This window comes from Nocardia sp. NPDC051833 (genome assembly GCF_040681225.1).
Classification (GTDB): Bacteria; Actinomycetota; Actinomycetes; order Mycobacteriales; family Mycobacteriaceae; genus Nocardia.
This window is the reverse complement of record NZ_JBFAYK010000001.1, coordinates 3,149,665-3,174,700: the sequence shown is the minus strand read 5'-3', so window position 1 is coordinate 3,174,700 and position 25,036 is coordinate 3,149,665. Positions and strand designations below refer to the sequence as shown.

General features: G+C 69.8%; 25 protein-coding genes. 7 read left to right on the top strand and 18 right to left on the bottom strand.

The genetic code is table 11. From position 1 onward, the window contains the following. Window positions 1-22 precede the first annotated feature (22 nt). Window positions 23-781: an SDR family oxidoreductase gene (locus AB0L91_RS14430; protein WP_365010058.1), complete on the top strand. Its 759-nt coding sequence runs from the start codon at window positions 23-25 to the stop codon at window positions 779-781. A 58-nt stretch (window positions 782-839) separates the two neighbouring features. Here the strand turns inward: AB0L91_RS14430 and AB0L91_RS14425 are convergent, their stop codons facing one another. The 4 genes from AB0L91_RS14425 to AB0L91_RS14410 form a co-directional block, all read right to left on the bottom strand. After that, entirely contained in the window at window positions 840-1,091 is a 252-nt protein-coding gene (locus tag AB0L91_RS14425; protein WP_365011303.1) for a helix-turn-helix transcriptional regulator, read from the bottom strand. 293 nt (window positions 1,092-1,384) lie between these two features. After that, complete coding sequence (dmpG, locus tag AB0L91_RS14420; protein WP_365010057.1) at window positions 1,385-2,440, bottom strand: 4-hydroxy-2-oxovalerate aldolase; 1,056 nt, start codon at window positions 2,438-2,440, stop codon at window positions 1,385-1,387. 12 nt (window positions 2,441-2,452) lie between these two features. Beyond that, entirely contained in the window at window positions 2,453-3,358 is a 906-nt protein-coding gene (locus tag AB0L91_RS14415) for an acetaldehyde dehydrogenase (acetylating) (RefSeq protein WP_365010054.1), read from the bottom strand. A 23-nt stretch (window positions 3,359-3,381) separates the two neighbouring features. Beyond that, window positions 3,382-4,167, bottom strand: coding sequence for a 2-keto-4-pentenoate hydratase (locus AB0L91_RS14410; protein WP_365010050.1), 786 nt, complete (start codon window positions 4,165-4,167; stop codon window positions 3,382-3,384). 253 nt (window positions 4,168-4,420) lie between these two features. On the opposite strand from AB0L91_RS14410, the gene kstD reads away from it, so the two are divergent. The 3 genes from kstD (at window position 4,421) to AB0L91_RS14395 (ending at window position 7,516) form a co-directional block, all read left to right on the top strand. Continuing rightward, a complete protein-coding gene (gene kstD / locus AB0L91_RS14405; RefSeq protein WP_365010047.1) occupies window positions 4,421-6,100 on the top strand; it encodes a 3-oxosteroid 1-dehydrogenase in 1,680 nt (559 codons plus the stop codon). Between the two features lie 35 nt (window positions 6,101-6,135). Next, complete coding sequence (locus tag AB0L91_RS14400) at window positions 6,136-6,996, top strand: MaoC/PaaZ C-terminal domain-containing protein (RefSeq protein WP_365010045.1); 861 nt, start codon at window positions 6,136-6,138, stop codon at window positions 6,994-6,996. Between the two features lie 103 nt (window positions 6,997-7,099). After that, window positions 7,100-7,516 (top strand): pyridoxamine 5'-phosphate oxidase family protein, encoded by a 417-nt coding sequence (locus tag AB0L91_RS14395; RefSeq protein WP_365010043.1) that lies wholly within the window; start codon window positions 7,100-7,102, stop codon window positions 7,514-7,516. 7 nt (window positions 7,517-7,523) lie between these two features. On the opposite strand, the gene AB0L91_RS14390 is transcribed toward AB0L91_RS14395, so the two are convergent. The 6 genes from AB0L91_RS14390 to zapE all read right to left on the bottom strand — a co-directional run bounded on the left by AB0L91_RS14390 (window position 7,524) and on the right by zapE (window position 12,766). Continuing rightward, complete coding sequence (locus tag AB0L91_RS14390) at window positions 7,524-7,955, bottom strand: hypothetical protein (protein ID WP_355270774.1); 432 nt, start codon at window positions 7,953-7,955, stop codon at window positions 7,524-7,526. After that, entirely contained in the window at window positions 7,952-9,226 is a 1,275-nt protein-coding gene (locus AB0L91_RS14385; RefSeq protein WP_355270773.1) for a DUF58 domain-containing protein, read from the bottom strand. The genes AB0L91_RS14390 and AB0L91_RS14385 overlap by 4 nt, the downstream gene beginning before the upstream one ends. Then, the gene (locus AB0L91_RS14380; protein WP_357346233.1) at window positions 9,223-10,185 is read right to left on the bottom strand and encodes a MoxR family ATPase; all 963 of its coding nucleotides are present in this window, start codon (window positions 10,183-10,185) and stop codon (window positions 9,223-9,225) included. The genes AB0L91_RS14385 and AB0L91_RS14380 overlap by 4 nt, the downstream gene beginning before the upstream one ends. A gap of 17 nt (window positions 10,186-10,202) precedes the next feature. Beyond that, a complete protein-coding gene (locus tag AB0L91_RS14375) occupies window positions 10,203-10,730 on the bottom strand; it encodes a hypothetical protein (protein WP_365010041.1) in 528 nt (175 codons plus the stop codon). Continuing rightward, window positions 10,727-11,662, bottom strand: a complete 936-nt coding sequence (locus AB0L91_RS14370; RefSeq protein WP_365010039.1) for a DUF4129 domain-containing protein — start codon at window positions 11,660-11,662, stop codon at window positions 10,727-10,729. Before AB0L91_RS14370 ends, AB0L91_RS14375 begins: the two co-directional genes overlap by 4 nt. 138 nt (window positions 11,663-11,800) lie before the next feature. Next, window positions 11,801-12,766, bottom strand: a complete 966-nt coding sequence (gene zapE, locus AB0L91_RS14365) for a cell division protein ZapE (protein WP_365010037.1) — start codon at window positions 12,764-12,766, stop codon at window positions 11,801-11,803. Window positions 12,767-12,830: 64 nt separating this feature from the next. Here zapE and AB0L91_RS14360 point away from each other — a divergent pair, with 64 nt between their 5' ends. Then, entirely contained in the window at window positions 12,831-13,496 is a 666-nt protein-coding gene (locus AB0L91_RS14360) for a transcriptional regulator (RefSeq protein ID WP_365010035.1), read from the top strand. On the opposite strand, the gene AB0L91_RS14355 is transcribed toward AB0L91_RS14360, so the two are convergent. The 8 genes from AB0L91_RS14355 to AB0L91_RS14320 form a co-directional block, all read right to left on the bottom strand. Next, entirely contained in the window at window positions 13,466-13,906 is a 441-nt protein-coding gene (locus tag AB0L91_RS14355) for an NUDIX domain-containing protein (protein WP_355270763.1), read from the bottom strand. The genes AB0L91_RS14360 and AB0L91_RS14355 overlap by 31 nt on opposite strands. 27 nt (window positions 13,907-13,933) lie before the next feature. Then, a complete protein-coding gene (locus AB0L91_RS14350; RefSeq protein ID WP_365010032.1) occupies window positions 13,934-14,419 on the bottom strand; it encodes a GNAT family N-acetyltransferase in 486 nt (161 codons plus the stop codon). A gap of 77 nt (window positions 14,420-14,496) precedes the next feature. After that, window positions 14,497-15,666: a lipid-transfer protein gene (locus AB0L91_RS14345; protein WP_365010029.1), complete on the bottom strand. Its 1,170-nt coding sequence runs from the start codon at window positions 15,664-15,666 to the stop codon at window positions 14,497-14,499. Next, the gene (locus AB0L91_RS14340; RefSeq protein WP_365010026.1) at window positions 15,663-16,085 is read right to left on the bottom strand and encodes a MaoC family dehydratase; all 423 of its coding nucleotides are present in this window, start codon (window positions 16,083-16,085) and stop codon (window positions 15,663-15,665) included. Before AB0L91_RS14340 ends, AB0L91_RS14345 begins: the two co-directional genes overlap by 4 nt. Further along, window positions 16,082-17,026: a MaoC family dehydratase N-terminal domain-containing protein gene (locus AB0L91_RS14335; protein WP_357346217.1), complete on the bottom strand. Its 945-nt coding sequence runs from the start codon at window positions 17,024-17,026 to the stop codon at window positions 16,082-16,084. Before AB0L91_RS14335 ends, AB0L91_RS14340 begins: the two co-directional genes overlap by 4 nt. Then, window positions 17,023-18,186 carry an acyl-CoA dehydrogenase family protein gene (locus tag AB0L91_RS14330; RefSeq protein ID WP_355270755.1) on the bottom strand — a complete coding sequence of 388 codons (1,164 nt, stop codon included), beginning with the start codon at window positions 18,184-18,186 and terminating at the stop codon, window positions 17,023-17,025. Before AB0L91_RS14330 ends, AB0L91_RS14335 begins: the two co-directional genes overlap by 4 nt. Next, window positions 18,171-19,253: an acyl-CoA dehydrogenase family protein gene (locus AB0L91_RS14325; protein ID WP_365010022.1), complete on the bottom strand. Its 1,083-nt coding sequence runs from the start codon at window positions 19,251-19,253 to the stop codon at window positions 18,171-18,173. Before AB0L91_RS14325 ends, AB0L91_RS14330 begins: the two co-directional genes overlap by 16 nt. Before the next feature lie 4 nt (window positions 19,254-19,257). Continuing rightward, window positions 19,258-21,381, bottom strand: coding sequence for an acyl-CoA dehydrogenase (locus tag AB0L91_RS14320; RefSeq protein WP_365010020.1), 2,124 nt, complete (start codon window positions 21,379-21,381; stop codon window positions 19,258-19,260). Between the two features lie 127 nt (window positions 21,382-21,508). On the opposite strand from AB0L91_RS14320, the gene kstR reads away from it, so the two are divergent. Both kstR and otsB read left to right on the top strand, forming a co-directional pair. After that, a complete protein-coding gene (kstR, locus tag AB0L91_RS14315) occupies window positions 21,509-22,123 on the top strand; it encodes a cholesterol catabolism transcriptional regulator KstR (RefSeq protein WP_218720591.1) in 615 nt (204 codons plus the stop codon). A gap of 313 nt (window positions 22,124-22,436) precedes the next feature. Continuing rightward, window positions 22,437-25,007 (top strand): trehalose-phosphatase, encoded by a 2,571-nt coding sequence (otsB, locus tag AB0L91_RS14310; protein WP_355270749.1) that lies wholly within the window; start codon window positions 22,437-22,439, stop codon window positions 25,005-25,007. The last annotated feature ends 29 nt before the right edge of the window (window positions 25,008-25,036 follow it).

Here is a 25,036-nt window from a genome sequence, read left to right as displayed (position 1 = left end):
GGACGGCGGAAGGAGAATGATCATGGATTCGACGGCGCAGCGGGTGGTGCTGGTGACCGGCGCCTCTCGTGGGATCGGGGCAGAGGCGGCCGTGCAGTTCGGGGCAGCAGGGGCGCACGTGATCGTGAACTTCCGAGAGAAGCGCAAGCGAGCACAGGTCGTGGTGGACCGAATCATCGGCGCTGGTGGCAGCGCGTCGACACTCGGCGCGGACGTGTCCGATCCGGAGCAGGTCACGGAGATGGCCGCCGAGATCCGGCAGGCATTCGGTCGCCTGGACACCTTGGTACTCAACGCTTCCGGCGGACTGGAACGCGATGCCGATCCCGGATACGCGCTTCGGCTCAACCGAGATGCCCAGGTGAATCTTGCGACATCGTTGCTGCCGTTGCTGCCGGCGGGCGGCCGGATCGTCTTCGTTACCAGCCATCAAGCGCACTTCATCCACGAAAAGACCGATGTACCACAGGGTTACATCCCGATCGCCACCAGCAAGCGAGCAGGCGAGGACGCGCTGCGCGCCCTGATTCCCGAGTTCCGGGCACATGGAGTCGGTTTCACGGTGGTATCCGGCGACATGATCGACGGCACCATCATCGTCCGCCTGCTGGAACGGCGTGACCCGAGCAGTGTCGAATCACGCCGTGCGGCAGGCCCGCTGCCCACTATCGAAGATTTCGCGCGCGTCATCGTCCGGGCGAGCACGAGCGCCGCCACCGACGGGGAGACGTTCTATGTCGGCGGCGACGACTACCTTGCCGCGACGGAAGCTTCACGCTGAAGACTCCCCGATCACGCGCAGCATCCAGCGCCGACCGAGCAGTCGATCGCGGTCGGAGTCAGGCGACGCGGGGACGCACCTGCACGACCAGGTCGGCGTCGAGGGCGCGGGCCAGACGCTCGAGCACCGGCAAGCTTGGTACGGTGCCGCCGGCTTCGAAGCGAGCGACAGCGGACTGGGTCATCCCCGCAGCGTCCGCCAGCGCGGACTGGCTCCAGCCGCGGCTCTCTCTCATACCCCGAATGGTCCGACCCAGTTCGAAAGCCAGTCGCGCAGCGTCGTACGCCTCCGCCGCCCCAGGCTCCCGCATCCGCTGATCCCGCAGGTCAGCCCACTCACTACGCTCCGTCATCGTCGCCCTCCTCCAGAACATGCCGCTCGGCGTCGCAACGCCGCATCACGCCGCGCGCCCGAGCTATCTCACGCCGCTCAACCATCCGCGTCTTGACGAAGACCGTCAGCAAGACGATTCTGCGCGATCATGCAGAAATGGAATAACCGACGCGGTGCATCCCGGCTGTTCGGGCGGAATCGATCAAGTTGTCCCGAAACGCCGAACGGCGTGGCCCGAGGGTTCGGGTCACGCCGTTTCGGGGTGGGCGGTCAGGCCGAAGCGGTGGCCGAGGCTTCGCGCTGGAGTTCCAGGGCGATGTCGATGAGCTGGTCTTCCTGGCCGCCGACGAGCTTGCGCTTGCCTGCGCGGACGAGCATTTCGGCGGCGGAGACGCCGTAGCGTTCGGCTTGGCGTTCGGCGTGGCGCAGGAAGCTGGAGTAGACGCCTGCGTAGCCCATCATCAGGGCTTGGCGGTCGAGGAGGCATTCCGACGGCATGGCGGGGCGGACGACGTCTTCGGCGGCGTCGGTGACGGCGAAGAAGTCGACGCCGGTCTTGATGCCGAGTTTGTCGCAGACGCCGATGAAGGCTTCGACGGGCAGGTTGCCCGCGCCTGCGCCGAAGCGGCGGGCGGAGCCGTCGATCTGGGTGGCGCCGGCGCGCACGGCGTAGACGGAGTTGGCGACGGCGAGGCCGAGGTTCTCGTGGCCGTGGAAGCCGACCTGGGCGTCGTCACCGAGTTCGGCGACCAGGGCCGAGACGCGGTCGGAGACCTGTTCCAGGACGAGGGCGCCGGCGGAGTCGACGACGTAGACGCACTGGCAGCCCGCGTCGGCCATGATCCGGGCCTGCTTGGCCAGGTTCTCCGGCGTGGTGGAGTGGGCCATCATCAGGAACCCGACGGTTTCCAGGCCGAGATCACGGGCGTAGCCGAAGTGCTGGATGGAGACGTCGGCCTCGGTGCAGTGGGTGGCGATCCGGCAGATCGAGGCGCCGTTGTCCTGGGAGATCTTGATGTCTTCCTTGATGCCGACACCGGGCAGCATGAGGAACGCGATCTTGGCCTGCTTGGCGGTCTCCGCGGCGGCCTTGATCAGTTCCTGCTCCGGGGTTTTGGAGAACCCGTAGTTGAACGAGGACCCGGCCAGGCCGTCACCGTGGGTGACCTCGATGACCGGCACACCGGACGCGTCGAGCGCGCCGACGATGTCGCGGACCTCGGTGACGGTGAACTGGTGGCGCTTGTGGTGCGAGCCGTCACGCAGCGAGGTATCGGTGACGCGCACATCGAGTTCGCCCGAGAAGGGCTGCAGGATGTTGTTCATGGTCGAATCTCCTTACACCCGAGCCGAGATGATCTGATCGGCCAGCACGTCGCCGACCTTGGTGGCCGCGGCCGTCATGATGTCGAGGTTGCCCGCGTACGGGGGCAGGAAGTCGCCCGCGCCTTCGACCTCGACGAAGATCGACACCTTCGCCAGGCCACCGGACACCAGCGACGGATCGTCGAACTGCGGATCGTTGAGCAGCCGGTAGCCGGGCACGTACTCCTGGATCGACTTCTCCATCCGGAAGATCGACTCGGAGATCGCGTCGCGGTCGGCGTCTTCGGGGATGGCGCAGAAGATGGTGTCGCGCATGATCATCGGCGGCTCGGCCGGGTTCAAGATGATGATCGCCTTACCGCGTTCGGCACCACCGATGGTCTCCACACCCTTGGAGGTGGTCTTGGTGAACTCGTCGATGTTGGCGCGGGTACCGGGACCGGCCGAGACCGAGGACACCGAGGCCACGATCTCGGCGTAGGACACCGGCACGACCCGCGAGACCGCGTTGACCATCGGAATCGTGGCCTGGCCACCGCAGGTGATCATGTTGACGTTCGCCGCGTCACGCAGCGAGTCCAGGTTGACCGGCGGGATCACGGCCGGGCCGACCGCGGCCGGGGTCAGGTCGACGGCGCGGATGCCCGCGGCCTCGTACTTCGGCGCGTAGGCGCGGTGGACGTAGGCGGAGGTGGCTTCGAACAGCAGGTCGGGCTTCTCGTCGAGGGCCAGCAGCCAGTCCGCGCCCTCGGCGGAGGTTTCCAGACCCAGCCCGCGTGCCCGCTTGAGCCCCTCCGAGTCGGGGTCGATGCCGATCATCCAGCGCGGCTCGATCTTGTCCGAGCGCAGCAGCTTGTAGAGCAGGTCGGTGCTGATGTTGCCGGACCCCACGATCGCGGCGGTGACTTTGCTGGTCACGGTGTACTCCTTGGGAAGTCTGGTCAGCTGAAACGCAGGCGGACGGAACCGAGTCCGGAGAACTCGGCGTGGAAGTCGTCACCGGGGCGAGCGTCGATGGCGCGCGTGCAGGAACCGGGCAGCACGATGTCGCCCTTCTTCAACCGCACCCCGAAGGTCGCGACCTTGCGCGCCAGCCACGCGACCGCGATCACCGGATCACCGAGCACCGCGTCGCTGCGGCCCTCGGCGATGACCTCACCGTTGCGGGTGAGCACGGCGTCGATGCCCTTGATATCGATGTCGCCGGGCGCCACGCGCTCCTTGCCGAGCACGAAACCGGCCGAGGAGGCGTTGTCGGAGATGGTGTCGGTCAGACCGATCTTCCAGTCGTTGATGCGCGAGTCGATGAGTTCGATCGAGGGCGCGTAGGCGACGGTCGCGGCCAGCACGTCGGCCTCGGTGCAGTCCTCGCCGGGCAGGTCGGCGCCGAGCACGAACCCGACCTCGACCTCCACGCGCGGCAGCAGGTACTTGGAGGTGTCGACGGGAACGTCCTCGAAGACCTCCATCTCGGCGAGCAGATGACCGTAGTCGGGCTCGTCGACGCCCATCATCTCCTGCATCGCCTTCGACGACAGCCCCACCTTGTGGCCGACGATCTTCGCGCCACCGCCCAGCCTGCGCCGGATGTTGAGCAGCTGGATCTCGTAGGCGTCGACGACGTCGATGTCGGGATACCGGTCGACGAGCGGCGGCACGGCCACCCGATCGTCTTCGGCACGGGCCAGTTCGTCGGCGAGTTGAGTTCGTACCGCGTCAGGCAGCACGCGGACCTCCTTGGCAGCACGGTCGATGGTTGTGGCAACACGTCGGTCGGAGCAGGCCGCACAGCGAGGCCTCCAGACCACAAAACTGTAACGGGTTTCCCGGACGACCGTCGCCCATTCACCTGACAATACAACGCAACCTCAGGTGATTTCTATAACACGTTCCAGTATGTGGAGGGGAAACGCCGAGCCCACTGGAACAAGTTCCAGTTTGGACTGTCAAACATCGGACCCCTTCTATAACGTGTTGCACATGAGTGATCGGGAATACGATGTGGTGGTGGTCGGTAGCGGCGCCGCCGGGATGACGGCCGCCCTCGCCGCGGCCCACAAGGGACTGAGCGTGGTGCTGCTGGAGAAGGCCGCGCACTACGGCGGGTCGACGGCCCGATCCGGCGGTGGCGTGTGGATTCCGGGCAACAAGGCGCTGAAGGCCTCCGGCCGGCCCGACGACCGCGAGGACGCGCGCACCTACCTGCACAGCATCATCGGCGACGTGGTGCCCGCCGAGAAGATCGACACCTACCTCGATCGCGGCGCCGAGGCGTTCGACTTCGTCCTCGATCACACCCCGCTGAAGATGAAGTGGGTGCCCGGCTACTCCGACTACTACCCGGAGGCTCCGGGCGGCCTCGGCGACGGGCGTTCGTGCGAGCCGACGCCGTTCAACGGCAAGGTGCTCGGCGCGGAGCTGGCCAATCTGGAACCGCCCTACGCCAAGGCGCCGCTGAACGTGGTCGTCATGCAGGCCGACTTCGTGCGGCTCAACCTGATCAAGCGCCACCCCAAGGGCATGATGCGCGCGCTGCGCGTCGGCGCGCGCACCTACCTGGCCAAGTTCACCGGCAAGCACCTGCTCGGCATGGGCCAGGCGATCATCGCCGCCATGCGCAAGGGCCTGCTCGACGCGGGCGTCCCTGTACTGCTGAACACCCCGCTCACCGACCTGGTGGTCACCGACGGCAAGGTCACCGGGGTCAAGGCCACCGTCGACGGCGAGTCGGTCACCTTCACCGCGCGCTACGGCGTCGTGCTCGGCAGCGGCGGGTTCGAGCACAACGCCGACATGCGCGCCAAGTACCAGCGGCAGCCGATAACCACTGAGTGGACAACGGGCGCCGCGGCCAACACCGGCGATGGCATCGTCGCGGGCATGGCAGCGGGAGCGACGGTCGGATTCATGGAGGACGCCTGGTGGGGTCCGACCATCTTCAAGGGCGGCAAGCCCTGGTTCGCCCTCGCCGAGCGCAATCTGCCCGGCACCATCATGGTCAACGACCGCGGCGAGCGGTTCGGCAACGAGTCGGCGCCGTATGTCGAGGCGGTGCACACCATGTACGGCGGTGAGTACGGCCAGGGCGCGGGCCCGGGTGAGAACATCCCGGCCTGGCTGGTGTTCGACCAGCGCTACCGCAACCGCTACATCTTCGCCGGGCTGCAGCCGGGGCAGCGCTTCCCCTCGCGCTGGCTGGAGAACGACTACATCGTCAAGGCCGACACCATCGAGGAACTGGCCGAGCGCATCGGCGTGCCCGCCGAGAGCCTCAGCACCACGGTGACCCGGTTCAACGGCTTCGCGGCCGCGGGCAAGGACGAGGACTACGGTCGCGGCAACAGCCACTACGACCGCTACTACGGCGACCCCACCGTGAAGCCCAACCCGTGCCTGGCCGAGATCTCGCAGGGCCCGTTCTACGCGGCCAAGATGGTCCCCGGCGACCTGGGCACCAAGGGCGGCCTGGTCACCGACACCGCCGGTCGCGTGCTGCGCGAAGACGATTCGGTGATCGATGGCCTCTACGCCGCGGGCAACACCAGCGCGCCGGTGATGGGCCACACCTACGCGGGCCCCGGCGCGACCATCGGCCCCGCGATCACCTTCGCCTACCTCGCGGTGCTCGACATCGCGGAGAAGGCGAAAGCCACCGCGTGACGCACGCACCGACCCCGACCTCGCAGGAGTAAGCAATGCCCATCGACCTCCAGACCGCGCTCGGCGCCCCGCTGCCGGAGCGCGAGTTCAGCTGGACGCCCACCGACGTGCAGCTCTACCACCTCGGCCTCGGCGCGGGCGCGCACCCGACGGACCCGGTCGAGCTGACCTATCTCGACGACCAGGCGCCCCAGGTGCTGCCCACGTTCGCCACGGTCGCGCCGACCCTGCGCGAGACCGAGGCGCCGCGGGTCAGCTTCCCCGGCATCGAGATCGACCTGGCCAAGGTCGTGCACGGCCACCAGGAAGTGGTGGTGCACAAGCCGATTCCGGCCAGCGGCAAGGCGAGCAGCACCGGCCGGATCAGCGAGATCTGGGACAAGGGCGCCAACGCGGTGATCGTCCAGGAGAACACCGTGGTCGGCTCCGACGGCGAGCCGCTGTGGACCGTCCGCTCCTCGATCTTCGCCAGGGGCGAGGGCGGTTTCGGCGGCGAGCGCGGCCCGAGTGCCAAGGCCGCGCTGCCGGACCGGGCGCCCGACGCGGAGCTCATCATCCCGACGCTGCCGCAGCAGGCCCTGCTCTACCGGCTCTGCGGTGACCGCAACCCGCTGCACTCGGACCCGGAGTTCGCCAAGGGCGCCGGGTTCCCCGCGCCGATCCTGCACGGCCTGTGCACCTACGGCGTGGTCTGCAAGGCGCTCACCGACGGCCTGCTCGACGGTGACGCGAGCCGGGTCGGCGGCTTCCGGGCCAAGTTCGCCGGGGTGCTGTACCCGGGCGAGACGCTGCGGATCAAGGTGTGGCGCGAGGGCGACGAGCTGATCGGCGCCGCCACCGTGGTCGAACGCGAGGACGCGCCGGTGCTCGGCGAGATCGCGCTGAAGATCGCCTGATCGAAACACTGCCCTGGTGGCGGATCGGCCCGTGCCGGTCTCGTCACCAGGGCATTCGTTTGCGCGCGGTAGACCTGTCGGTGCGCGGTGCGACCATCGGACGATGGCGCTCACACACACGGAAAAGCAAGAGTTTCTCGCGCGACCGCACGTGGCCGCGCTGTCGGTCGCCCGCTCCGCTCGGGGCCCGCTGACCGTCCCCATCTGGTACGCCTACACCCCCGGTGACCGGCCGTGGATCACCACCCTGCCCGCCTCGGCGAAGATGCGGGCGATCACCGAGGCCGGTCGATTCACCCTGATGGTCGACACGGTCGAGCCCGAGGTGAAGTACGTGTCGGTGGAGGGACCGGTGGCCGATGTCCAGCCCTCGACCGGCGCGCAGATCGCCGATATCGCGGCGCGGTATCTCAGCGGCGACGCCCTCGAGCAGTACCTGGTCTTCGCGCACGAGCAGTTGGGCGAGCACGTCACCGTCTGGCTGGAGCCCGAACACTGGCTGGGCGCCCTGCTCGGGTAGCGCGTGGCTAACCGGCGGGCGGGCGCAGGGTGAGTCCGCCGACCAGCAGGGCGTAGATGAGGACGATGAGGATGGGCGCGGCCAGCGGCGCCCACCTCAATTCCACCGGGACCAGGGCCGCGGTGGCGGCGGCGATGGTGAACAGCACCGCGCCGCCGACCGACGGAATCGTCGTCGGCACAACGCCTTCCGGGGCGTGCAGCACGGCGGCGTTGAGCAGGTAGGTGGTGGCGACCAGGCCGGTCGCGGCCGCGGCGATCACCCCGACGTCGGCGAAGGCGAGCGCCGCGATCACCACGAGCACCGCGCCGACGGCGGCGGGCCGCCACCACCAGCTCACAATCACCAGCGCGAGCGCGGCCACCCCGGCGAACGGGTTGATCAGCGCGACCGCGGCCACCAGCAGCAGTCCGGCGAGCAGGGCGAGGAATCTGGTCATCGGCGCACCCGGACTGTTCGGCGATGGTCGGGCAGCAGGCGCATGGCCTGATCGAGCCTGGTCTCGGCGGGCCAGGCGATGATGTCGACGCCGACGGTGCCCATGTCGCGGTACATCGAGGCCCGCTCCAGCTGCCACATCTTGGCCATGGTCGGGTCGAGGCCGTCCTCGAACGGTGTCCCACGCAGCACGTCGACGGCGATCACCACGTGACCGCGTTTGCGCAGGTCGATCAGGGCGAGCGCGAACTGGGTGTCGAGCAGGGTGGAGAACGCGACCACGATCGCGCCGATCGGCACCGCGGCGTGCGGTGCCAGCGTTCCGGTGGTCTCGACGTGCTCGTCACCGACACCGAGCACCGTGTCGACGATCCGGTAGAACTGCCTGCGCCCGATGTCGGGACGCAGCCAGCGCGGTGTGTCGCCCAGGCACACCACCGCGGTCCGGTCGCCGGCCTGGAGGGTGGACTGCACCACCTGCGCCGCGCCGCGCACCGACAGCTCCAGCGAGGCGGTGGCCGGGCCTGGCGCCTGCTGGGAGGTGTCGACCAGGACGACCACGTCGGCGGAACGGTTGGTGAAGCGTTCGGTGACATAGAGCCTGCCGCGGCGCGCGCTCACCGGCCAGTTCACGGTGCGCAACTGGTCGCCGGGCGCGTACGCGCGGATGTCGGCGTACTCGACACCGGGACCGTGCTTGCGGGTGAGGTGGGTGCCGATCCGGTCGGGAAGTTCGGTGCGCGGCAGGCGCATTCGCTGCGGGTCGGCGATCGGGTACACGTACAGCTCGGCCGCGGGCAGCTCGGCGGTGGCCACCGCCAAGCCGGCCGGGCTCAGCGCGGAGACCTCGACCTGCACCGGATATCGGCCCCAGCGTTTCGCCGAGAGCGCCAGCTGGAGGCCGGCGGGCGCGCCGCCGGAATCGTGCGACTCCTCGACCTCCACCTCGAGGCCGGTCAGCGGGACGGGCGTCATCCGCAGCAGCGCGTGCCCGCTGTCGACGAAGGCGGCGGCGTTGCAGCCGACCACCTCGCCCTCGAAACAGCGCACCGTGCCGCTGCCGTCGACCTGGATCCTGGTCGGGTTCTGCTGCCACGGCGCGGTGGCGAGCACACCGAGCATCGGGGCGGCGAAGACCACCAGCTGCCACTGCCCGCGCAACACCGCGACGACCAGTGCCGCCGCGGCGCACCCGGCCAGGATGAACACCAGCGGGGCGGGCCGCCAGCGCAGGTCGACCTCGACCGTCCTGGATTCGTCGCGGTGCTTCATGTGCTGGTGGCGCGGGGCACCGGTAGCCGGCGCAGTAGCTCGGAGATGACGTCCTCACCCCGGATGCGGCGCACCCACATCTCCGGCCGCAGCGTGATGCGGTGCGCCATCGCGGGCACCGCCAGTGCCTTCACGTCCTCGGGGATCACGTAGTCGCGGCCGAGCAGCAGGGCGCGGGCCCGCGACATCTGCACCAGATCGAGCTCGGCGCGCGGGCTGGCGCCGACCTCGACCTGCGGGTGGCTGCGCGTCGCCGAGGCGAGCGCGACCACGTAGTTCACGACATCGGGATGCACGGTGACGAACTCGACCGACTGGCGCATCTCCATCAGGCCCTGCGCGTCGACGACCTGACCGACCTGCGGCGGCGTCGCGCCGCGTTCGAGCCTGCGCCGGATCATCTGCGTCTCGTCCTGCTCGGACAGATACCCCAGCCGCAGCTGGATGGCGAAGCGATCGAGCTGGGCCTCCGGCAGCGGGTAGGTGCCCTCGTACTCGATCGGGTTGTCGGTGGCCAGCACGATGAAAGGCTGTGGCAGCAGGAAGGTTTCGCCGTCGATGCTCACCTGCCCCTCGGCCATCGCCTCCAGCAGCGCCGCCTGCGTCTTGGGCGGGGTGCGGTTGATCTCGTCGGCGAGCAGGACATTGGTGAAAACCGGACCGCGACGGAAGTTGAAACGGCCCGACGACATGTCGTAGATCGTCGAGCCGAGCAGGTCGGCGGGCAGTAAATCGGGTGTGAACTGCACGCGGGTGAAATCCAGGCCGAGCGCGGCCGCGAAGGACCGCGCGATCAGCGTCTTGCCCAGACCTGGCAGGTCCTCGATGAGGATGTGTCCTCCGGACAGCACGGCGATCATGATGAGCTGCAACTCATCTCGCTTGCCGACCACGACTCGGCCCAGCTCACGCAGCACGGCGTCGGAGCGCTGGACGGTCACGTTCAACGGCATGGTCATCGGTGGCCTCTAACCCCTCACATCGTCTGCAATCGGCGCAGGATCTCGTCCAGCGCCTCCCTACCCGGCGCGCGACCGGTCTGGTCGCGCAGTGCGGAATTCGCCGGGTCGACCCAGCGCCACAGTTCGGGTCCGAACTGCAGTTGCCCGGCCACCTCGGTGGCCCGCCGGTTCTTGGCTACCCGCAATCCGGTCGACAATTCGAATTCCTTGGCCAGCAGGGGCCGCAGGTGGCGGTCCCAGTCGGCGCGGGTGCCGTCGGCACGGGCGGTCAGCATCTCCGCGCGCGCGTGCCAGCGGCCGAGCATCTCGGCCGGGCCGTTGTCGATGTACTCGGTCAGCGGTTCCTCGCGCACCACGCGCCTGCGCAGCGACCACAGCAGCGTGGCCAGCGCGATCGCGACCGGCAGGGCGACGGCGAGCAGGACGGTGTCGCGGGCCATCCGCACCAGCGCGACCTCCATCAGCAGCACCACCACGACCGCAGTGACGATGACGGCCGAACGGCTCATCGCCGCACCGGATTCCGGCGTTGTCGCGCTCATGCGGGTACCAGCCTTCGCTGCAGATCGGACAGGACGATGCGCAGCAATTGTTCGGCGCGCATGCGCTGCCATTCGAGCATCGAGTGCGGGCTGAACCGCGCCTCCTCGAACAGCGCGACCAGCTCGCGCGCCGAAGCGTCGTGCAGCACACCGCTTTCGAACGCGCGTGCCAGCACTTCCATGGGGGTGTCGGAGGCCTGCGGGCGAGCGGCGCGGTCGCTGGACAGACCGCGCTCCATGGCCACGTAACAGGCGATGATCGCGGTGCGCGGGTCCTGGCCCGGCGCGTTCATCGCGGCCAGGCCCATCTCGGCGGCCCTGGTGAGCGAGTCGACCGCGCTGGGGGTGACCTCGGGTGCGGCCGCGGCGGCCTGCACGGGCTCGCGGCGGGTGGCCATCGCGACCACGACGAGTCCGAGCAGGGCCACCACGATCAGCACGACGGCCAGCACCGCGGCGATGATGAGCGCGGTGCCGGTGAGTTCGGCGGCACCGGTGCCGGGATCGGGTGCGGGCGCGTCGGTCGGGGTCGGGACGGGACCCGAGCCCTCCGGCAGGGTCTCCGAGGCCGGGCGCATCGGACGCGCTCCCGGCAGCAGGAACAGTGCGGTGACGCCGCCGGCGAAGACCAGCGCGATCACGGCGAGCACGATCGGTCCGAGCAGGGCCAGCCTGCGCCACCGGAAGCGCGGTGTCGCTTCACGTTCGGCTTGCGGCATGGCCAGCGGGAGACGATGCTGACTGGCGATCACCCCGGCGACCAGGATCACGACCGACACCAGCAGCAACACCGGCATCACCGCGACCAGCAGCGGCGAGGGCGTGCCGTTCGATTCGGCGGGTCCGGCACCGGGGAGATAACCCCGCAACGCGATCGTCGCGGCGGCGAGCAGGGCGATCACGACGATCGCACGCGGAATGGGCTGACTCACCCCGATCACAGCTGTACCACCAAACCCCAGAGCCTGCACAAAACAGCCACATAGTTACACGCCGAGTGGTTCGCTCGGGAGGAAATCGATAGTTTGGATGACCTCCCTATTTATTGTCCCCCCGAATTCCGTGTCTTGTTACGCGCCGCGAACGATCGCCGCGCCGACCAGGGGCAACTCACCGAGTCTGCTCGCGGTTCTGGCCAGGTCGGGCACCGCGGGGACGCCCGCCGTCAGCGTGGTCACCGGCTCGGGCGCGTGGATCGTGCAGGGCAGGTCGGCGTCGTAGAGGACGTCGACGAGATTGACCAGGCGCATCGCCCAGTCGGGTGGCACCGTGCGCAGCGCAGGGACCGCGCAGACGGTCCAGCGGCGGAATCGGCCGGTCAGGCGCAGGTAGTCGGCGGCACTGGTCGGCGCGCCGCACAGGTGCGCGAAGTCGAAGGTGACCGCGTCGCCGTCGACTTCGCGCGCCCGCACGGTCCGGCCGTCGCCCAGGTCGAGGTCGACGCCGTCGTCGGTGGGTTCGTCCGGCGCGAGCATGTAGCGACCGGCGACGAAACCACTGTCACGGTGGGCGCCGATGGTGCGGTAGTCCAGCGGTCCGTCGAGGGTGACCACGTCGAGGTGGGCCAGGATGCGCTCGATGGTCGGCACGAATCGGTCGTGGAACAGCGGGTTCGGCAGCAGCTCGCGTGGCGGGTAGTTCGAGGTGACGACCAGGGTGCGGCGCTCGGCGAACAGGGTCTCGAGCAGGCGGGCGATGAGCATGGCGTCGCCGATGTCATGGACGTGGAACTCGTCGAAACACACGAGATCGGCGTCGCCGAGCAGGTCACCGACGGCCCGTTCGATGGAGCCGAGCGTGTGCGCGGCCGTGTGCAGCGCGGCGAAGAAGGTGTGGAAGTGGAAGCGGCGCTTGCGTTCCGGCGCCGCGCTCGCGAAGAACCGGTCCATCACCATCGTCTTGCCGCGGCCGGGCCTGCCGTGCAGGTAGACGCCGCGATGACGCCTGCGCGGCCTGCCGTGGCGATCGAGCAGCGCCGCGAGCGCGTCGGCCGCCGCGACCTGCGCCGGATCCAGAACAACCGTTCCTGGTGTCATGCCAACCTCCTCGGTCCTCTACAGTTGTAGAGGACCGACGGAACGACGACCAGGGAAGGTGACGATGTCCACAGACCGCCGCGCACAGCTGGTGACCGGCGCGATCGACCTCATCGCGACCAGCGGAATCCGCGCGCTCACCCACCGCGCGCTCGACTCCCGGCTGGGACTGCCGCTCGGCTCGGCGTCCTATTACTTCCGCACCAGGCAGGCGCTGATCGAAGCGGTCGCCGACGGCATCACCGCGCGCTCGCGCGCCGACTTCGCGGCGATGCGCGAAAGGCCCGGCTCGCTCGGCAAACACGCAGCACAGACCGGGCTCAGCCGCCAGGGCGGGCCCGCGGACGACATCACGCGCGGGGTCGCCGGCTGGCTGGATCAGCTGCTGGACCAGCGCCGCAACGAGCTCATCGCCCGCCATGCGCTGATCGTCGAGGTGCTCGCCGATCCCCCGGCGCGGTCCCGCCTGGCAGGCAGTTTGTTCTCGCTGGACCGGGCCACCGAGTTGTTCACCGCCCTCGGCGCGGCCCAGCCCCTCGACTCGGCGGGCGACTTCCTCGCGCTACTGGAAGGCCTGGTCTTCGATCGGCTCGCGGGCACCCGCGCCGACGTACCGGCGGGTACGCCGGACAGCGTCGAGCAACTCACCCGCCCGCTGTCGATATTCCTGACCGCCGTCGCCGATTCGGCCGCATCTGATCAGGCGCCTGCCCAACCGAATTCGGAATAGGGCTCGTTCGAATTCAGCGCGGCGATTCCGAGCGCGGAATACTCGATCAGATCCGCGGGGAGTTCATGCGGTGTAAACCACTGCACCGCATAGCATTTATCGGGTTCCCGATTGAAAGGCTCGCCCTGCCACCGATCGGCGCGGAAGAACAGCCCGAGGCGTGCGTCCCGGCCGGGCGCGGTCACGTGCGCGACATGGATCAGCCGCAGCGCGGCGGGGTCGATGTCCACCCCGACCTCCTCCGCGGCTTCCCTGGCTGCGGCGGCCGTCACCGACTCGCCGAGCTCCACCTTGCCCGACGGCAGATGCCAGCGGTGGTCGTACTCGTCACCGCTGCGGCGCAGACTCAGCAGGAGCGCGCCGTCGCGGATCAGCAGTAGGTGGACGTCGACCAGGTGGCGTGGGGTCACCCGGTCGAGCCTACGAAACCCGCCGGATCAGTCCAGGTCCCGCTGGTAGTACAGGGCCATCGGTCCGGCGGCGGCGCCCTCGTGGCAGGCGAAGCCGTGCTTCTCGTAGACCCGCCGGGCCGCGGTGTCGTCCTCCGACGTCGACAGGCCGATGAAGGTCGCCCCTCGCTCGCGGGCGCGATCGAGGACACCGGCCAGCAGGGCCGAACCGAGGCCGCGGCCGCGTACGCCCGGGACCACGTAGAACTCGTCGAGATCCACCTCGACGGTCGCCGACCACGTGCTGACGCGCGCCCGCAGCACCGCGACGCCCACCGCGGGCGTGCCGATGAGCAGGACATCGGTGTCGCCCGCGGCGAGCAGGTCGGCCAGATGCGCGGCCAGCTCGTCCGGTTCGGGGGCGGGCTCGCCGAACTCCCGGTTGAAGTCGACCAGGAGCCGCGCGGCGGCGGCCAGGTCGTCGGCGGTTCCGGCGCGGCGGATGGTCGTCGCGGTCTCTGGCTGGGTAGTCATCTCCACCTCGTTCTCGATGCTCGACGCCAGTTCGGTTCCGCGACGGGCCTCGACGTTACAGCGAGGAGGAGTGCCGACTACGCGGTCAACACCAGCCCCGAGGTGGGAACGCCGGTGCCCGCGGTGACCAGGATGCGCTCCAGGTCATCGACCTGGTTGACCGAGGTGCCGCGGATCTGGCGCACCGCCTCGGCGATGCCGTTCATGCCGTGGATGTAGGCCTCGCCCAGCTGGCCGCCGTGGGTGTTGAGCGGGAGCCTGCCACCGATCTCGATCGCGCCGTCGGTGATGAAGTCCTTGGCCTCGCCACGACCGCAGAAGCCCAGCTCCTCGAGCTGCATCAGCACGAAGGGGGTGAAGTGGTCGTAGAGGATCGCGGCCTGCATGTCGGCGGCGCTCAGGCCGCTCTGGGCCCACAGCTGGTCACCGACGAGACCCATCTCCGGCAGGCCGGTCATGGCGTCGCGGTAGTAGCTGGTCATCACGTACTGGTCGGCGCCGCTGCCCTGGGCGGCGGCCGCGATGATCGCGGGACGCTGCGGCAGGTCGCGGGCGCGCTCGGCGCTGGTGACCACGATGGCGACGCCGCCGTCGGACTCCTGGCAGCAGTCGAGCAGGTGCAGCGGTTCGGCGATCCAGCGCGAATCCTGGTGCTGTTCCAGGGTGATCGGCTTGCCGTAGAAGAAGGCGTTCGGGTTCACCGCGGCGTGCTTGCGATCGGCCACCGCGACGGCGCCGAAATCGGCGCTGGTCGCGCCGGTGACGTGCATGTACCGGCGCGCCACCATGGCGACCTGCGCGGCCGGGGTGCCCAGGCCCTGCGGGTAGGCCCAGCCCGCGTCGATGCCCGAGGACGTCGGCGCGGCCGCCAGCGCGGGCGAGAACTGCCCGAACCTGGCGCCGGAGCGCTCGTTGAACGCGCGGTAGGCGACCACCACGTCGGCGACCCCGGTGGCCACCGCCATGGCGGCCTGCTGCACGGTCGCGCAGGCCGCGCCGCCGCCGTAGCCGATGTGGCTGAAGAACTTCAGGCTCGGGATGCCGACCGCCCTGGCCACCGCGGCCTGGGTATTGGTGTCCATGGTGAAGGTGGTCAGGCCGTCGACGTCGGCGGGCGTGAGCCCGGCGTCGGCCAGTGCCGCGCTGACCGCCTCGGCGGCCAGCCGCAGTTCGCTGCGGCCGGAGTCCTTCGAGAAATCGGTGGCGCCGATGCCGACGATGGCGGCATGCCCGGACAGGCCCGTCATGAGATCTCCAGAGAGGGAAGGGCGATCACCGCGGTCGCCGTGATGTGCTCACCGAGGCTGTCGCGGCCGCGCACATCGATGGTGACCAGCGCGCCGGACACCGCGGTGACGGTGCCCGAGAGGGTCAGCGTGTCACCGGCGTACAGCGGCACGCCCAGCCGCAGCGCGATCGACTTCACCAGGGCGGTGGGCCCGGCCCAGTCGGTGACGAAGCGCTGCACCAGACCGGTGTCGGTGAGGATGTTGACGAAGATGTCGCTGGACCCACGCTCGACCGCCTTGTCGCGGTCGTGGTGCACGTCCTGGAAATCCCTGGTGGCCAGGGCCGTGCTGATCACGAAGGTGGGATCGGCGTGGATCACCAGCTCGGGTAGCTGGTCACCCACCGCGACGGCGGTGGGTTCGGTCGTGGCGGTCACTGCGCGGCCTCCCAGTAGGGCAGAACGGTTCCGTCGGACAGCTTTTCGAAGGCGACCCGGACGGGCACGCCCACGGCGACCTCGCCCGGTTCGATACCGCGCAGCTCACCGAGCATGCGCACCCCTTCGTCGAGCTCGACCAGGGCGACGACGAACGGCAGCTCGCGGCCGGGCACCTTCGGCGCGTGGTGCACGACGAAGCTGAACACCGTGCCGGTGCCGGCCGCGACGACGTAATCGGTGGTCTCCGCCTTGTCCTGCCACAGGGCGGGGATCGGTGGATGCCGCAGCGAACCGTCGGGCAGGCGCTGGATCCGCAGCTCGCCGATCTCGGTACCGGCCCAGAAGAATTCGGTGTCCTTGGAGATGACCGGACCGACCCGTTCGGCGGGCGCGACCGCGATCTCCGACGCCGCGGGCGCTTCCTTCGCGGCGGGCACGAACTTCAGGATGCGGAACAGCATCTCGGTGACCACCTCGTCACCGACCGACCAGGTGGTGGTGAAGGTGAGGAACCAGCCGTCGCCGAGCCCGGTGCGCTTGGGGCCCTTGAACTCCGAGAGCCGGCTCGAGACGGTCACCTCCTCGCCCGGCCGCAGGTAACGGTGGTAGGTCTGCTCGCAGTTGGTGCCGACGACGGAGGTGAAGCCCGCGTCGTCGAGCAGCTGCGTGGCCAGGCCGAGCGGGTCGTCGGCGGTGCGCACGCCGTGCAGGCCGTTCATCGTCCACACCTGGGCCATGGCGGGCGGGGCGACGATGCCGGGGTGACCGGCGGCCTTGGCGGCGGCCTCGTCGACGTAGATCGGGTTGGTGTCGCCGATCGCCTCGACCCAGTTGTGGATCATCGGCTGGTTCACCGGGTCGCGCCCGGCCCGCGGCGCGGACTCGCCCGCCGCGGCGAGTTTCGAGAGTGCTTCCTGCACGCCCTGCTCCTTGTTCATCGGGGGACGCGCGGCAGTTCCAGGCCGGCGGAGGCGACCAGTTCGCGCATGATCTCGTTGACGCCGCCACCGAAGGTGACGACGAGGTTCTGCTTGGTGCGCCGGTCCAGCCAGCCCAGCAGTTCGGCGGTGCCCGGCTCGGCCGGATCGCCGAAGCGGCCGATGATCTCCTCGACCACGCGGCCCGCTTCCTGCAGCGACTCGGTGGAGAAGATCTTGGTGGCCGACGCGTCGGCGATCACGGTGTTCTGCGCCGCGGCCGGGTCGGCGGCCGCGACCTGCCAGTTCAGCAACTCGTTGAGCCGCACCATGGTCCGCACCCGGCCCAGCGCGCGCCGGACCTCCGGCTCGCCGAGCAGCTGATGCTGCGCCGACCAGTCGTGCAGGCGGTCGTAGAGCTGCTCGATCTTGCCCGACGGGCCGAGGCTGACCCGCTCGTGGTTGAGCTGGGTGGTGATCAGCCGCCAGCCCCGGTTCTCCTCGCCGACCAGCATCTCCGCGGGCACCCGCACGTCGTCGAAGTAGGTGGCGTTGGTGTGGTGGGCGCCGTCGCAGGTGATGATCGGGGTCCAGGAGTAGCCCGGATCCTTGGTGTCGACGATCAGGATCGTGATGCCGCGGTGGCGCGACTCCACCGAACCGGTGCGGCAGGCCAGCCAGACGTAGTCGGCCTCGTGCGCGCCGGTGGTGAAGATCTTCTGCCCGTTGACGATCCAGTCGCCGTCGCCGTCGCGCACCGCGGTGGTGCGCAGCGCGGCCAGGTCGGTGCCCGCTTCGGGTTCGGAGTAGCCGATCGCGAAATGGATGTCACCGGACAGGATGCCGGGCAGGAACTTCTGCTTCTGCGCGTCGGTGCCGTACTTCTGTAGCGTCGGGCCGACGGTCAGCAGCGTCACCAGGGGCAGCGGCACATCGGCGCGCACCGCCTCGTTGAAGAAGATCTGCTGTTCCATCGGGCCGAAACCCTGGCCGCCGAATTCCTTCGGCCAGCCGACGCCGAGCCAGCCGTCGCGGCCCATCCGGCGCACCACCTCGCGGTAGGCGTCGCCGTGCCGGTTGACCGCCATCTCGGCGTGTTCCTCGGGCGTGACGAGATCGGCGAAATAGGAACGCAATTCCTCGCGCAACCGCCGCTGTTCGGCGGTCAGATCGATGAACATCTTGCTCCCAGAAGGTCGAGGCGCAGGCCCTCGCCACCGAGCAGACGGGCGAGATCCTTGGCCTGTGAGTAGTAGCGGTGCATCGGGTGGGTGATATCCACACCCAGTCCACCGTGCAGGTGATGACATTTCTGCATGGCGCGCGGAACTTCGGCGGCCGCCCAGTAGGCGAGCACCTCGAGATCCTCGTCGATACGGTGCTGGTGTTCGGGCGACGCGTCGTCCTGGGCCAGGGCCCAGCACGCCGATTCCGCCGCCACGTGCAGGGTGCGCGAGACCACGTACAGATCGGCGATCTGCTGGGCCACGGCCTGGAATTCGGCCAGCGGCCTGCCGAACTGTTCCCGGGTGCGCACGTGCTCGGCGGTGAGCGCGAGCGCCCCCTTGAGCAGGCCGTCGGCGACCGCGCCGATGCCGGCCAGCGCGTACCGGTGCAGCCGGGGCAGCACGTCGGCGGGCAGCAGCTGGTCGGCGGGGATCTCGACGTCGTCGAGCACCACGGTCGCCTCGGGAATGCCCGCCGACCCCTCGACCGGCAGGAGCGTGAGCCCCGGCGCGACCGACTCCACGAGCGCGACGCCCGCGTCGGTGGGCACCAGGATCCAGCGCGCCTGTTCGGCGTAGATCACGCCGACCTTGCGGCCGGTGATCCGCACGGTGTCACCGTCGCGGACCGCCTTGGTGGTCGGCGCGGCGGTGAACGGCGCGCCCGGCTCGCTCAGGGCGGCGGTGAGCACGGTGCCCTTGCCGACCTCGGCGACCACGCGGCCTGCCAGTTCGTCCGACAGCGACGGCAGCAGCGGCAGCACGCCGAACCCGAAGGTCGGCAGCGCCGGTACCGCGACGGCGTCGGTGGCCAGCTCCATGAGCAGGGCCGACACCTCCAGCAGGCCCATGCCGTCGCCACCGAACTGCTCGGGCACGGCGACCGCGAGCAGGCCGGAGTCGATCAGGCTCGGCCACAATTCCATATCTCGGGCCTGCTCACGTTCGAGCAGGCTCACGACCACCTCGGCTACGGCGTCGGCGCTTTCGTCGCGGGTGAAGTCCACGGCGTCCTCCCTCATCGAGCTAACTGTCCGCATCGCGCGGCAGGCCGAGAATCCGTTCGGCGGCCACGGTCAACAGGATCTGCTCGGTACCGCCCGCGATGGAGAGACAGCGTGTGAGCAAGAATTCTTTCAGGGCTTCGTCTTCCAGGGAGCCTTCTCGTTCGGAAAGCTCCAGGGCGTACTCCGCCAGGTCCTGCCGGTGCCGGACACCGACGAGCTTGCGGACGCTGGCTTGGGCGCCCGCGTCGACGCCCGCCATCGTCGCCACCGCGATGCGCTGCTCCAGCAATGAGCCTGCGATCGAGGAGGTGATGAGCTCGCCGAAGCGGTCCTCCCGCAGTTCGGTTCCCCATCCGCCGACCGGGAAACGGTCGAGCAGCGCCTCCAGCGCGCCGCCGATACCGCCGCCGCCCATGGCGACACGTTCGGCCGACAGGGTGGTCCTGGCGATCTTCCAGCCGTTGTTCAGCGCGCCGACCAGACCCTCGTCGGGGACGAAGACCTCGTCGAGGAAGACCTCGCTGAAGCGGGCCTCCCCGGTGATCGTCACCAGCGGGCGCACCTGCACGCCCGCGGCGTGCATGTCGACCAGGAAGTAGCTGATCCCGCGATGCTTGGCCGCGGCGGGATCGGTGCGCGCCAGGCAGATGCCCCAGTTCGCTTCGGATCCCAGCGAGGTCCACACCTTCTGGCCGCGCAGCACCCAGCCGCCGTCGACCTTCTCGGCGGTGGTGCGCAGCGCGGCGAGGTCCGAGCCTGCGCCCGGTTCGCTGAACAGCTGGCACCAGGTGACCTCGCCACGCAGGGTCGGCCAGACGAAGCGCTCGATCTGCGCCTCGGTGCCGTAGCGCAGCAGGGTCGGCACCGCCCAGCCGGCCACCGCGAGGTCGGGGGTGGTCAGCTCGGCGCGGCGCAGCTGCTCGCCGATCTGCAGGCAGGTCATCGGATCGGCTTCGCGCCCATACGGTTTCGGCCAGTGCGGCATCACGAAGCCGCCCTCGACCAGGGCACGCTGCTGCTCCTCGGGCGAGAGCGCGGCGATGGCGGCGATCTCGGCGGTCAGCGCGGTATCGCCCGCCACGTCGCCGAGCACGCGCTCGGCGCCGGTGGTGCGGCGCTGCCCGGCCCTGGTGAGCTCGGCGACCCTGGCCCGCCAGCGGGCGGACCCGCCGAGCAGCTGTCGCAGCGCGCTGGCCCGGCGCAGGTAGAAGTGCGCGTCGTGCTCCCAGGTGAAGCCGATGCCGCCGAGCACCTGGATGGCGTCCTTGGCGGTGTCGACCGCGGCGTCGAGCGCGGTGGCCGCGGCGACGGCGGCGGCGATCGGCAGTTCGGCGCCGCCTTCGTCGATCGCGGCGGCCGCGTCGGCGGCGACGGCGCGGATCAGCTCGGTGCGGCACAGCATCCAGGCGCAGATGTGCTTGATCGACTGGAAGCTGCCGATCGGCTTGCCGAACTGCTCGCGGACCTTGGCGTAGTCGACCGCGGTGCGCAGGCACCAGCCGGCGACGCCGGCCAGCTCGGCGACCGCGAGGGCGACGAACAGGTCGGTGACATCGGCCGCGGCCTCGAAGCCGCGCGCCGCCGCGACGGTCACGTCGGCGGCGGTGACGCGGGCCAGCGGCACCGTGTGATCGCTGTTCGCCAGCGTGGTGATCGTCACATCGGCCGCCGGGATCAGCAGCCAGCGCACGCCGTCGACGGTGTTCGCCGGCAGCAGCACCTGGGTGTCGGCGTCGGCGCCGTAGACGAAGTCCCACGTGCCGGTGACGGTCCAGCCGTCGTCGGTGCCGACCGCCTTCGCGGTGGGCTCCTCGGTCGGCACGGCGATACCGCACGGGGCACCCTCGGCGACCGCGCCCCGGGTGATCAGCGCGGCCAGCGCGGTGGCCAGTACCGGACCGCCGACCAGGTCATCGGCGGTTTGTTCCAGCAGCACGGCCAGGTCGGCCACGGTGCCGCCCAGGCCGCCGTGCTGTTCGTCGAGCGCGACCTCGAACAGGCCGAACTCGGTCAGCGCGGGCCAGTACTGGCGCCAGCTACCGGCGCCGCCGGCCCGCATTGTTGCAATCGGCGCGACCGAACTCGCCCAGCCCCGCAGCGACTCCGCGGCGGCTTTATGCTCGTCAGTGGTGGCGATGGTCACAAGAAAAACCGCCCTTCCGGCGTGGCTCCCACTCCTAGAACATGTTCTAATATCCGGGCCGGGTGTAAGTCAAGAGACCTACACTTGGCCCGTGTTTTCAGGCGCTCGCAGCGAAAGGGTTTCCACGATGGACAGTCCGGCCCCCACGCCCACCGTGACGACACTGTCCGAGGACGAGCTGAGCTCCAACGCGCAGCGGGAGCGCCGCAAGCGCATCCTCGACGCCACCCTGTCGCTGGCTTCCAAGGGCGGCTACGACGCTGTTCAGATGCGCGCGGTGGCCGAGCGGGCCGATGTCGCCGTCGGCACCCTGTACCGGTACTTCCCGTCCAAGGTGCACCTGCTGGTCTCGGCGCTGGCCAGGGAATTCGAGCAGTTCGAGGGCAAGCGCCGTCCGCTACCCGGCGACGGCCCGTCCGAGCGCATGCACGGCCTGCTCACCCAGATCACCCGGATGATGCAGCGCGACCCGCTGCTCACCGAGGCCATGACGCGCGCGTTCATGTTCGCCGACGCCTCGGCGGCCGCCGAGGTGGACCGGGTCGGCAAGGTGATGGACCGGGTCTTCGCCCGCGCGATGAGCGACGGCGAGCCCGACGAGCGTCAGCTCGCGATCGCCAGGGTCATCTCCGATGTGTGGCTGTCCAACCTCGTCGCGTGGCTCACCCGCCGCGCTTCGGCGACCGACGTCACGGAACGGCTCGAGCTCACGGTCGACCTGTTGCTGGGCGATCGCGGATAGACCACAAATCACCCACGCCCGTTGACACGCGTCGGCTGCGCGTCTTCCCCTGAGAAGATGCATAGCCGACGTCGCATATGCGGAACCATGCATCTACCAGCCCCGCGGGCCTCCCCGACCGGCCCGCGGGCCCGATGAGCTCGGCGAACACGGTCCACCCCGATGGGCGAAAGGCCCGGAATTAGCGACGCGGTCGCGAGCAGCCCGGCCGACACCCGAGCGCACAACCCGCCGCGCCGCTCGCGCGGCAAAATTGACGCAGTATTGTTTTTCGCGCCCCCTGATCAACTCCTCCCATCACTAGGTTGGATGCGTGAGCGCACAGGATCTGCCCTTGGATGTCCGCCGTGCACTGGCGTCGGTTGCGCGCGTGCCACGGCTCTTGGTTGCCTCGGACTACGACGGGACTATTGCCCCGATCGTGTCCGACCCCGCGAAAGCGTTTCCCCAACGGGAATCGGTCAGCGCCTTACGCGCGCTGGCGGGGTTGGCCAACACGACCGCCGCGGTGATTTCCGGTCGGGCACTACGCGATCTGGCCGCGCTGTCGCGCCTGCCGGTCGAGGTGCAGCTGATCGGTAGTCACGGTTCGGAATTCGACGTCGGCTTCGTGCACGCGATCGACAACGACGCCAAACAACTGCTCGCCGAGATCCAGACCGCCTTCGCGCAGATCGCGGCCGAGAACCCCGGTGTGACCGTCGAGTCGAAACCGGCCAGCGCCGCACTGCACGTGCGCAACGCCAGCCCCGAGATCGGCAGGCGCGCACTGAATTCCGTGCGCCAAGGCCCGGCCTGCTGGGTCGGCGTCCAGGTGACCGAAGGCAAGGCGGTGATCGAGCTCGCGGTGATTCCCACCGACAAGGGCACCGCGCTGGACACCATCCGGCATCAGGAAAGCGCCTCGGCCGCAGTGTTCTTCGGTGACGACGTCACCGACGAGAAGGCGTTCCGGGTGCTGTCGGGTCCCGACGTCGGCATCAAGGTCGGCGACGGCGAGAGCCTGGCCAAACTGCGGGTGAGCTCGACCGAGGACGTGGCGCGCGCGCTGGCGTTCCTGGTGGAGGAGCGCCGGACCTGGCTGGCAGGCGCCAGCGCGCCCCGGATCGAGCGGCTGAGCATGCTGGCCAGCCCGCGCTCGGTCGCGCTGCTCACCCCCGACGCGACGGTCACCTGGTTCTGCCACCCCGAGCCGGATTCCGCGGCGGTGTTCGCGCACCTGCTCGGCGGCGCGGGCGCAGGCCACTTCACCGTGGCGCCGGAGCGGGCCGGCCTGCCGCTGTCGCAGCGGTACGTGGACGGCACGATGACCGTCCAAACCCGCTGGGCCAGTTTGCAGGTCACCGATTACCTGCCGCACGACGTCGCCCCCGACCGCACCGACCTGACCCGGGTGATCACCGGTGACGCGAAGGCCGTCGTGACCTTCGCGCCGCGACCGGAATTCGGCCAGGTGCCGGTGCGCATCGAAGCGGTGCCCAACGGCCTGCGGGTCAGCGGCACCAACGATCCGATGGTGCTGCGCTCGCCCGGCGTGGAGTGGGAGATCTCCTCCGACGGCACCAACGAGCAGGCACGCGCCGTCGTCGATCCGGCCAGCGCGCCGGTGATCCTCGAATTGCGCTGCGGCACGGCTGATCTGGCCCCGTCGATGACGCCGGAGCACCAGCGTCGTCAGCTGGCCGAGCAGTACTGGTCGCAGTGGGCGGCCGGGCTGCAGCTGCCGCCGCTCAAGCCGGATCTGATGAAGCGCTCCGCGCTGACCCTGCGCGGGCTCGTGCACCGCCCGTCCGGCTCGATCCTGGCGGCGGCCACCACCTCGCTGCCCGAGGACATCGGCGGCGTGCGCAACTGGGACTACCGCTACTGCTGGCTGCGCGACGCCTCGCTGACCGCGCAGGCGCTGGTGACGCTGGGCTCGCTGACCGAGGCCGAGGAATTCCTCGGCTGGGTGCACCGGGTCCTCGACACCCTGCCCGGTCCGGAGCGCCTGCACCCGCTGTACACGATCTACGGCGAGACGCTGCCGCCCGAGGCCGTCATCGACCTGCTGCCCGGCTACGCCGGTTCGCGGCCGGTGCGTGTCGGCAACGCGGCGAACATGCAGGTGCAGCTCGACGTGTTCGGGCCGATCGTCGACCTGATCACCTCGATGGCGCACGAGCGGGAGCGGCAAGGCGCGGTCGAGGCGGTCAAGGCGCTGCCCGACGCCGACTGGGAACTGGTGCACGCCATGGTCTCGGCGGTGCAGCGGCGCTGGACCGAACCCGATCACGGCATCTGGGAGATCCGCGGCAACCCGCGCCACCACGTGTACTCGAAGGTGATGGGCTGGCTCACGATCGATCGCGCGCTGACCCTGGCCGCGCGCTTCGACCGCCCGGTCGATCCCGAGTGGGCGACGCTGCGCGACACCATCTCCGAGGAGGTGAAGGCGAAGGGCTGGAACGAGGAGGTGCAGTCCTACACCGCCGCCTACGACGGCACCGACCTCGACGCCGCGACCCTGCACATCGGCCTGAGCGGGCTGATCGACCCGGCCGACCCGCGGTTCGCCGCCACGGTGGTCGCGACCGAGGCCGAGTTGCGCAGCGGCGCGACGGTCTACCGCTACCACCACGACGACGGCCTGCCCGGCGGCGAGGGCGGGTTCCACCTGTGCGCCGCCTGGCTGGTGGAGGCCTACCTGCTCATCGGCAGGCGCTCCGACGCCGAAGCGCTGTTCGCCCAGCTCGTCGCGGCCGCCGGGCCGACCGGCCTGCTGAGCGAGGAGTACGACCCGGTCGCCGAACGCTCCCTCGGCAACCACCCCCAGGCCTACAGCCACCTCGGCCTGCTGCGCTGCGCCCAACTGCTCAGCCAGCCGGCCGACGTCCTGGTCTGACGGATCACCGCAAAGCCGGGCTCGGACTC

What these genes read in the sequence shown, in the direction of transcription:
- AB0L91_RS14430 (WP_365010058.1), top strand. Translation starts at nt 23, where the DNA reads ATGGATTCGACGGCGCAGCGGGTGGTGCTGGTGACCGGCGCCTCTCGT.
- AB0L91_RS14425 (WP_365011303.1), bottom strand. Translation starts at nt 1,091, where the DNA reads ATGCGGGAGCCTGGGGCGGCGGAGGCGTACGACGCTGCGCGACTGGCT.
- dmpG (WP_365010057.1), bottom strand. Translation starts at nt 2,440, where the DNA reads ATGAACAACATCCTGCAGCCCTTCTCGGGCGAACTCGATGTGCGCGTC.
- kstD (WP_365010047.1), top strand. Translation starts at nt 4,421, where the DNA reads ATGAGTGATCGGGAATACGATGTGGTGGTGGTCGGTAGCGGCGCCGCC.
- AB0L91_RS14400 (WP_365010045.1), top strand. Translation starts at nt 6,136, where the DNA reads ATGCCCATCGACCTCCAGACCGCGCTCGGCGCCCCGCTGCCGGAGCGC.
- AB0L91_RS14395 (WP_365010043.1), top strand. Translation starts at nt 7,100, where the DNA reads ATGGCGCTCACACACACGGAAAAGCAAGAGTTTCTCGCGCGACCGCAC.
- AB0L91_RS14390 (WP_355270774.1), bottom strand. Translation starts at nt 7,955, where the DNA reads ATGACCAGATTCCTCGCCCTGCTCGCCGGACTGCTGCTGGTGGCCGCG.
- AB0L91_RS14385 (WP_355270773.1), bottom strand. Translation starts at nt 9,226, where the DNA reads ATGAAGCACCGCGACGAATCCAGGACGGTCGAGGTCGACCTGCGCTGG.
- AB0L91_RS14380 (WP_357346233.1), bottom strand. Translation starts at nt 10,185, where the DNA reads ATGACCATGCCGTTGAACGTGACCGTCCAGCGCTCCGACGCCGTGCTG.
- AB0L91_RS14375 (WP_365010041.1), bottom strand. Translation starts at nt 10,730, where the DNA reads ATGAGCGCGACAACGCCGGAATCCGGTGCGGCGATGAGCCGTTCGGCC.
- zapE (WP_365010037.1), bottom strand. Translation starts at nt 12,766, where the DNA reads ATGACACCAGGAACGGTTGTTCTGGATCCGGCGCAGGTCGCGGCGGCC.
- AB0L91_RS14360 (WP_365010035.1), top strand. Translation starts at nt 12,831, where the DNA reads ATGTCCACAGACCGCCGCGCACAGCTGGTGACCGGCGCGATCGACCTC.
- AB0L91_RS14350 (WP_365010032.1), bottom strand. Translation starts at nt 14,419, where the DNA reads ATGACTACCCAGCCAGAGACCGCGACGACCATCCGCCGCGCCGGAACC.
- AB0L91_RS14345 (WP_365010029.1), bottom strand. Translation starts at nt 15,666, where the DNA reads ATGACGGGCCTGTCCGGGCATGCCGCCATCGTCGGCATCGGCGCCACC.
- AB0L91_RS14335 (WP_357346217.1), bottom strand. Translation starts at nt 17,026, where the DNA reads ATGAACAAGGAGCAGGGCGTGCAGGAAGCACTCTCGAAACTCGCCGCG.
- AB0L91_RS14330 (WP_355270755.1), bottom strand. Translation starts at nt 18,186, where the DNA reads ATGTTCATCGATCTGACCGCCGAACAGCGGCGGTTGCGCGAGGAATTG.
- AB0L91_RS14325 (WP_365010022.1), bottom strand. Translation starts at nt 19,253, where the DNA reads ATGAGGGAGGACGCCGTGGACTTCACCCGCGACGAAAGCGCCGACGCC.
- kstR (WP_218720591.1), top strand. Translation starts at nt 21,509, where the DNA reads ATGGACAGTCCGGCCCCCACGCCCACCGTGACGACACTGTCCGAGGAC.